General features: G+C 43.5%; 4 protein-coding genes, 1 rRNA gene and 2 pseudogenes. 2 read left to right on the top strand and 5 right to left on the bottom strand.

Annotated features, from left to right (window positions below):
* The coding region (locus L0156_10240) for a retroviral-like aspartic protease family protein (GenBank protein MCI0603379.1) at positions 1-770 on the bottom strand (770 nt) is incomplete at its 3' end.
* Positions 771-1,073: 303 nt separating this feature from the next.
* Here L0156_10240 and L0156_10235 point away from each other — a divergent pair.
* Positions 1,074-2,312 carry a fibronectin type III domain-containing protein gene (locus L0156_10235; GenBank protein MCI0603378.1) on the top strand — a complete coding sequence of 413 codons (1,239 nt, stop codon included), beginning with the start codon at positions 1,074-1,076 and terminating at the stop codon, positions 2,310-2,312.
* 98 nt (positions 2,313-2,410) lie between these two features.
* Here L0156_10235 and L0156_10230 read toward each other — a convergent pair.
* Positions 2,411-2,614 (bottom strand): annotated as a pseudogene (locus tag L0156_10230) (alpha/beta hydrolase).
* 59 nt (positions 2,615-2,673) lie between these two features.
* Here L0156_10230 and L0156_10225 point away from each other — a divergent pair.
* Positions 2,674-3,687 (top strand): annotated as a pseudogene (locus L0156_10225) (S8 family serine peptidase).
* Between the two features lie 84 nt (positions 3,688-3,771).
* Here L0156_10225 and L0156_10220 read toward each other — a convergent pair.
* The 3 genes from L0156_10220 to rrf form a co-directional block, all read right to left on the bottom strand.
* Entirely contained in the window at positions 3,772-5,001 is a 1,230-nt protein-coding gene (locus tag L0156_10220; protein ID MCI0603377.1) for a hypothetical protein, read from the bottom strand.
* A gap of 186 nt (positions 5,002-5,187) precedes the next feature.
* Entirely contained in the window at positions 5,188-6,204 is a 1,017-nt protein-coding gene (locus tag L0156_10215) for a phosphatidylserine/phosphatidylglycerophosphate/cardiolipin synthase family protein (protein ID MCI0603376.1), read from the bottom strand.
* A 323-nt stretch (positions 6,205-6,527) separates the two neighbouring features.
* Positions 6,528-6,619: ribosomal RNA gene (rrf, locus tag L0156_10210) — 5S ribosomal RNA — on the bottom strand; the annotation flags it as partial.

Below are 6,619 nucleotides of genomic sequence, written 5' to 3'. Positions count from 1 at the left end.
GGTCTGAAAATTATTTCTGAATTGGGAAGATCATAAGTCACGCGGAAACGGCTCAGGAAATCGTGTCCTACTAGTCCGTCATAAATAATCTTCTGGAACATAACTTCGGGATGCTCGATTCCGATATCGGTTGACTGAACAAGATGAACCTTTCCTTCAAGGTTGGTAAAGAATCTCGAAAAAGTGTGTCCCGTCTCATCCTTTCCATCTTTACGCTTAACTTCCGGTCCGTCTGGTGTTACCCCAAGTGCTTTCATAAACGATTCGTTTAGAATCAATATTTGGCTTCCGGTATCCACCTCAACCGAAATTCTCCGACTATCCGGTAGAACAAGAGGCATGAAAATTTGTAACGCGGGACCTTCAATGTCTTGGAGGATCGGCACACGCGTTCCTTCAGCACGAATTTTTGCCAGGGATTCAGAAGTTTCGAAAGTGATAGTCCGTTTTGTGTAATCCACCGAATAAGGGAGATTTCTGAAAAATCCCAAAGAGAGAAATCCGCCAATCCCTGATCGAGGCATCATCGTTTCAAGATCGAAAACTCCAACAGGTACGTTCTTCAGTTCGTGTCCAGCAACAGATAGAGAATCAACAGAAGACATAGGAGTTCGGATCTCCTGACCAGACATTCTCTTGCCAGAGTACTCATCTTCAATTTTGCAATGAAGTTGTTCGCATATCGATTTCGAGATTAGATTCACTCCAATCCCTGTATCAAAAATAAAGTTCTGAGTGAGGGTTCCGTTAATTTGGACAGGAACAACCATGAATGTCTCACTGAAATAAGAAAATGGAATTTCAGAAATTTGTTGCTGAGAATCAGCACTGCAAGAAATTGAAAAGCAAACTAATACCAGGAAAAAAATCGGAATGTTTTTCGTACTCATCAAGTGCCGAAAGCATACTACCGTTAGCCAAAGCGGACCAACGATTTTGACACAAACGATCCACCAAATGTCATGACTCGGGCCAAATTTGACTTGTGAGGCAGGAAGTTCTACTCGGACTGAAACAATTCACGCCTCCAAGCCACAATAGGATAAGACTTCTTGATTGAACTCGGAGGGAAAATGTTCCAGCCAAAAAATCTAGTGCCATTCGCACTGTTGATGATTCTAGGTACAAGCAATTTCTTGTGGTCACAAGAGAAGACTTGTCCGATCGGACCACACCAGGGCAATTGGTCATTGCGCGAACCATTGCCTGAAGAAACCTCTGAATTTGGAGCAGTCAGTGTGAATGGTCTTATTTTTACAGCCGGTGGATATCTGCCGGAAAATAACCGTTCGTTGCTTATGTATGACATAAAGAATAATCGCTGGACACGAGCTCTCGATCTGCCAAAGGGAACGCATCATCCGGCTCTCGTATCTGTAAATAATAAGTTGTACGTGATCGGTGGACACATGGCTGAAGATGCAGTTCAAATCTACGATCCAGTATCAAAAAAATGGACGCAAGGCAAATCTCTTCCGACCCCTCGAGTTGCGATGGCGAGCGTTGTGTTGAATGGAAAAATCCATTTAATCGGAGGAACTACAAACATCAACCAGGGTATTGCTTTGAATGCACATGAAGTCTATGACCCTGTGAAAGATTCATGGCAAACCCGTGCTTCACTTCCAGTTGCATCGGAACATGTACAGGCAGGTGTACTAAAAGGAAGGATTCATGTAGTTGGAGGGCGTAATCGTTTTAGAAACATGGATCTGAACCAGATCTATAATCCCGCGACCAACACCTGGTCAACCGGTGCTGCAATGAACCGTGCTAGAAGCGGTATGGGTGCTGCAGTCTTCGAAAAAAGGCTTTACGTTTTTGGAGGCGAAGATCTCATTGGACGATCCATTGTAAATTCAGTGGAACGGTATGATCTCGATTCAAATAGCTGGGAGCTTTTGAATCCGATGATTCATGCAGTCCATGGCAACCCCGCTGCAGTTTTCCAACGTTTCATTTATGTTTTTGGTGGAGCAGAAGATACCGGCAGTGGAGATGGAAGCAACTATTTGCAACGTTTGGATATTTCGAATTCGCCAAAACAGCCAAAGAATCTTACAGCAACAGCACTTTCTTCGACGTGTATCCGCCTAAAATGGGCAGATCTTTCTGACAATGAGGACAGCTATTTAATCCAACGCAAGAATAAGAATTCGTTTCAAACCATTTTTACTCTTCAGACTAACTCAAAACAATTTGATGTGAAATCGTTAACTCCTGGAACGGCATATTCATTTCGTGTTGTTGCGCAAAATGGACGCGGAAGTTCCGCGCCTTCTAACATTGCGTCGGCAACCACGAAACAGTAGAGGCGAAATTCGCGTACATAAAAAAAGCCCGCCCTTCGGACTGGCTTTTTATGTTTCACAAAAGCTTTTTGAGAATCGAGTATTGAGAATTGCGATTCTCACGCTTTGATGAAGGTAAGCAAATCTTCGTTGATCACGTTCTTATGCGTCGTGCACATTCCGTGAGGCAGACCCGGATAGACTTTCAGAGTTGAGCCTTTGACGATCTTCGATGATAGAAGCGCAGAGGTGCCGATCGGCACGATCTGATCATCCTCCCCATGCAGAATAAGAGTCGGAACATTGAACTTCTTGAGATCTTCACCCGCATCTTGCAGATCATATCCTGAAGGATGATAACGAAGTTGTTGGCTACGATTTCGTGGATGATGATGAAGATCCAATGGATGAAAGAAATGGTCTCGATGATGATAATGATTCGCAAATTGACGAAGGCGCAGGACACGGCACTCACGTTGCCGGAATTATTGCGCTACTTGCTCCAGAGGCTAAGATCATGCCGCTTCGCGTTTTAAACAGTGAAGGAGTTGGAACGGTTGATCAAGTTGTTAAAGCTCTGAACTTTGTACAAGAGTTTGCAGATGATAATTCTGGTAAAGGGGATGGTCCCAACATTCCTATCGTTGTCAATCTCAGCTTAGGACTTGCAGAACAATCTTTTACATTACTTGCGGCGCTTCGGGGAGTACTCAATAACGGGATTCCTGTCATTGCCTCCGCAGGCAATCGTAATTCTTCCACAAAGCATTATCCCGCTGCCGGCGACATCGGGAATCTTGATGTCATTGCTGTTTCGGCAACAGACCAAAACGATAAGAAGGCAAGTTTTTCTAATTTTGGCAACTGAATCAATCTATCGGCACCTGGAGTTGGAATCTATAGTACGTTCATGAATTCTCAATTTGCGAAATGGGATGGCACTTCTATGTCAGCTCCTTTTGTTAGTGCGGAAACCGCTCTGATCATGTCCAAGCTGTCAGCTCGAAATCCTGGCAAAGATCTGGAACTGAATCAAATTCTCAGACCGCTTAAAGCTGGTACCGACTACATTTACGGCATCAACACCAAATACAAAAATCAGTTGGGAACAGGACGGATTAATATTGAGAGTTCGGTTCGTATTGCGGCGGGAGCTGACATCCTGAGCGTCAAGACTGTAGTCTATAAACGGGAAAGCAAGAAACTCTTAGTGGAAATACGAAGCACATCAGCACCCCATGCAATCCTGAGTATTCAACGATTTGGAAAGATGAAGTACGACGCTGTAAAACGTATTTACATTTTCCAGAGATCCGGTGTGAATCCTGCACCTTCTGAAATCACCATTACATCGTCCGCAGGGGGTCTGACTTCTCCTAGGGTTGCCATCCAATAAAGACCTCGAACCAACGGTGAAACAAAGCAAGCTCCGGATTAAAACCTCTAATTCCCGGAAACGGATTCAGAAATTTCTGCGATATCAAACCCACGGGCTCCTGTTTCTGATAGCTTTGAACAGGAAGCAAGTGTCTTGATTACTCCAACTCTTGTTCCAGTGGAACTTAATGCGAAACCTTTGACAATATATCGTTGACAAGCACTGCTGAATGAGGAAAAGATCACATGGCTTGCATCCGGAGCGATCGCAATGGACTGAGCCGATTCTAAAATTTCCATTGGCTGCTTTTGCAAATGGTGTAAGCTCCATCGGCGCGCCGATTGGCTTTCCGGTTGTAGCATCGATTGTTTGAACTTGGAGCTGACTCTGTTGATTCGCTGTACCCACATTCCGAAAAGCACGGAAAACCAAATATCTCACGGTTTGAGATATGCCACCAGCCCCCGTTCCTAAAGTGACAGGACCACTGATGTCAAGACTGTAACTGCTATAAGGAGGCACAGACCAAGACGTGGATTGTTTTGGGTTACCTTTATCAACTAATACAGTCGTAATCTTCCATGATGTGGAACTCGTCGCCGTGAATTGAACCGCAATCTTTCCATCGCGGCTAATAGTCCCTCCAAGAATAAATGTGCCCGGAGGATTATTAAACAATGTCTTTTTTTGGCCCGCGGAGAGTCCGTCATCTTTGATGCTGTAGCGGCAATAATCATTGGCAACAGTTCCGGTTGCAAGTCCTGGTGCGAATAGAGCCACATCAGCCATCTCATCAGCTGCAGATGTTCCAACAGTACCTGATCCACGGGTTGAGAAAATTTGATGGTTTGTATATTGCGAACGTGCCTTATTATCGAACGTCTTAATTTTACTGTAATCGATTGGCGGATTTAGCGGTTCAGCTGTACCTTTTGAAAATACCTCGCAAGACTCTACATTTACCTCAAACACACCAATATACGGTGCGCCGTTAGGTCCTTTGAAAGTTACATACAACTTGTCTAATGTTATGGGACTCGATCCTATTCTGAGAAATTCTTCACCATGAACATAGGTAGCCGCAATGACTTCTAAATCGAATTTAATAACGCACTTGTGCGTTATCGTACTTCCCTTTTCTTTGGAAACTAATATGTAAACATTGTGAGGATCTGTGTATGTATAGGTATACACATGTTGTGCATTCACCTCTCTTCCAAAAAATAATGTTAACGCGAACAAAAACACGATGAATAAATTCCTGTTCATAATCGTAGTCTCCTTCTTGCCTTGACGGATCACAATCCGGATTCCGTCATCAATAGGCTTCATTTAGACATGCGATTAATGAGCGAAGAATACGCCACTTGGGTATTCTCTGCCAGCAAACTAAACAGAAGGAATAACTAAAACCTCATTGCAAAAAACCTTGCGAGAAAATTAATCTTGGCGACGATCGCTCGCGCAACGGATCATTGGATTTCAGCCCAGCACAACTCTCGGCACTTTTTTTGAGATTTACCAAACATACTTTCCGATCAGCCCCAGAATCCGGTCCATTAAAGTAAGTTTGGAACTTTCCAGAACTTGCGAGCTTTTTACCAGATCGGCATCCATTTGATTCCGCAATTTTTGCAAGAACGGTTCATCCGGATTTCCATGGACGAACAATGTTAGTTCCTTGCTTGTAAGCATGCTGCGAGGAGTGAGATTCGCGGATCCAACTGCGACAAATTCTCGGTCTGTTAATAAAACTTTTGCATGACTCATCACCGGGTATAAAAAAATCCGGATATTGTTCTTGTTTTTTGAAGTCAGCAGACGATTCATTGTGACTTTGTTGGCAAGACTGTGGGTATCAGGAGCTTTTGGTAAAATCACATCTACCTTTACTCCACGATCAGTAGCGCGAAGCAACGCTTCAATAATGATGTCATCGGAAAAATATGCATGCTGAACAACAATATTTTTTCTTGCGTGATCAATCATCTCCCTTAATCCAGTTCGTATTTCTGTTGCATGCTCATCGTTTACAGCAACTACTGCGGGAAGACCAGCGGGCCAGGGTTTACCTTTTAGCACCCGGTTTTCAAAGGCAGCCACACGATCTTTTCCTCTGATTAATGCCATATAATCATGCCACTCAAAGTGATATTCGTCCGCGATATTCATCCCGCCAAAGATCAACGTTTCATGATCTGTGATGAAATATTTGGAGTGATCATAATGAGCAAAGATCTTGGTATTCACTTTGATATTCGGATAATTTTTGAGTCCTGCCGAAGTAAAAACCGGACTCGGTCGACCGTTGAAAATGTCTCCTAGTTCAAAAACGGTCCCCAGCATGTCCTTGTTTACTGTAACTTCTACTCCACGGTCTGCAGCTTTTTTTAACTTCTCAACAACTGTCTTTCCAGTCTTATCATCCTTCCAGATGTAAGTCTGAACATAGATCGACTTTTTCGCAGAATCCAGACTTTCAAAGACAGCATCAAATGCTGCTTTTCCATCAATAAGAAGTTCTACGTCCTTCATGTTTTTGACCGTGGTATCAAAAAATGCAGGTCCAAGTATTGAAGCTGGTTGTGGGCCAAGACCAAGAGGATTGAAGAAGAACTCAACTAGGCCAAGAAATATAACTAAAACTAAAGCTTTAAACAGGAAGGATCTGCGTTTTTTCTGGTTCATAGTCGATTTCAGTTCAATAGAGAATTCTTACATGTGTCGGAGGAAAATGCACTGCCAGAAATTTCTTCGGACGATCTGATGCGCAATAAGATTCGGTATTTTGCAAATCAAATTCGGTGGCCAGAACAAAAGAAGCCAGCCCGAAGGCTGGCTTCTTTATCTTAAATTAATCTTGGCAACGACCTACTCTCCCAACTCGCGTACAAGTTAGTACCATCGGCGCTGGTGGGCTTAACGGCCGTGTTCGGAATGGGAACGGGTG

This window comes from bacterium (genome assembly GCA_022616075.1).
In the GTDB taxonomy this organism is placed as follows: Bacteria; Acidobacteriota; HRBIN11; order JAKEFK01; family JAKEFK01; genus JAKEFK01.
Note: the sequence above shows the minus strand (reverse complement) of the source record. Positions and strands in the feature narration are given on the sequence as shown.

Bases quoted from the DNA above. Each gene is read 5' to 3' on its own strand.
- L0156_10235 (MCI0603378.1), top strand. From the start codon at position 1,074: ATGTTCCAGCCAAAAAATCTAGTGCCATTCGCACTGTTGATGATTCTA.
- L0156_10220 (MCI0603377.1), bottom strand. From the start codon at position 5,001: ATGAAGCCTATTGATGACGGAATCCGGATTGTGATCCGTCAAGGCAAG.
- L0156_10215 (MCI0603376.1), bottom strand. From the start codon at position 6,204: ATGAAGGACGTAGAACTTCTTATTGATGGAAAAGCAGCATTTGATGCT.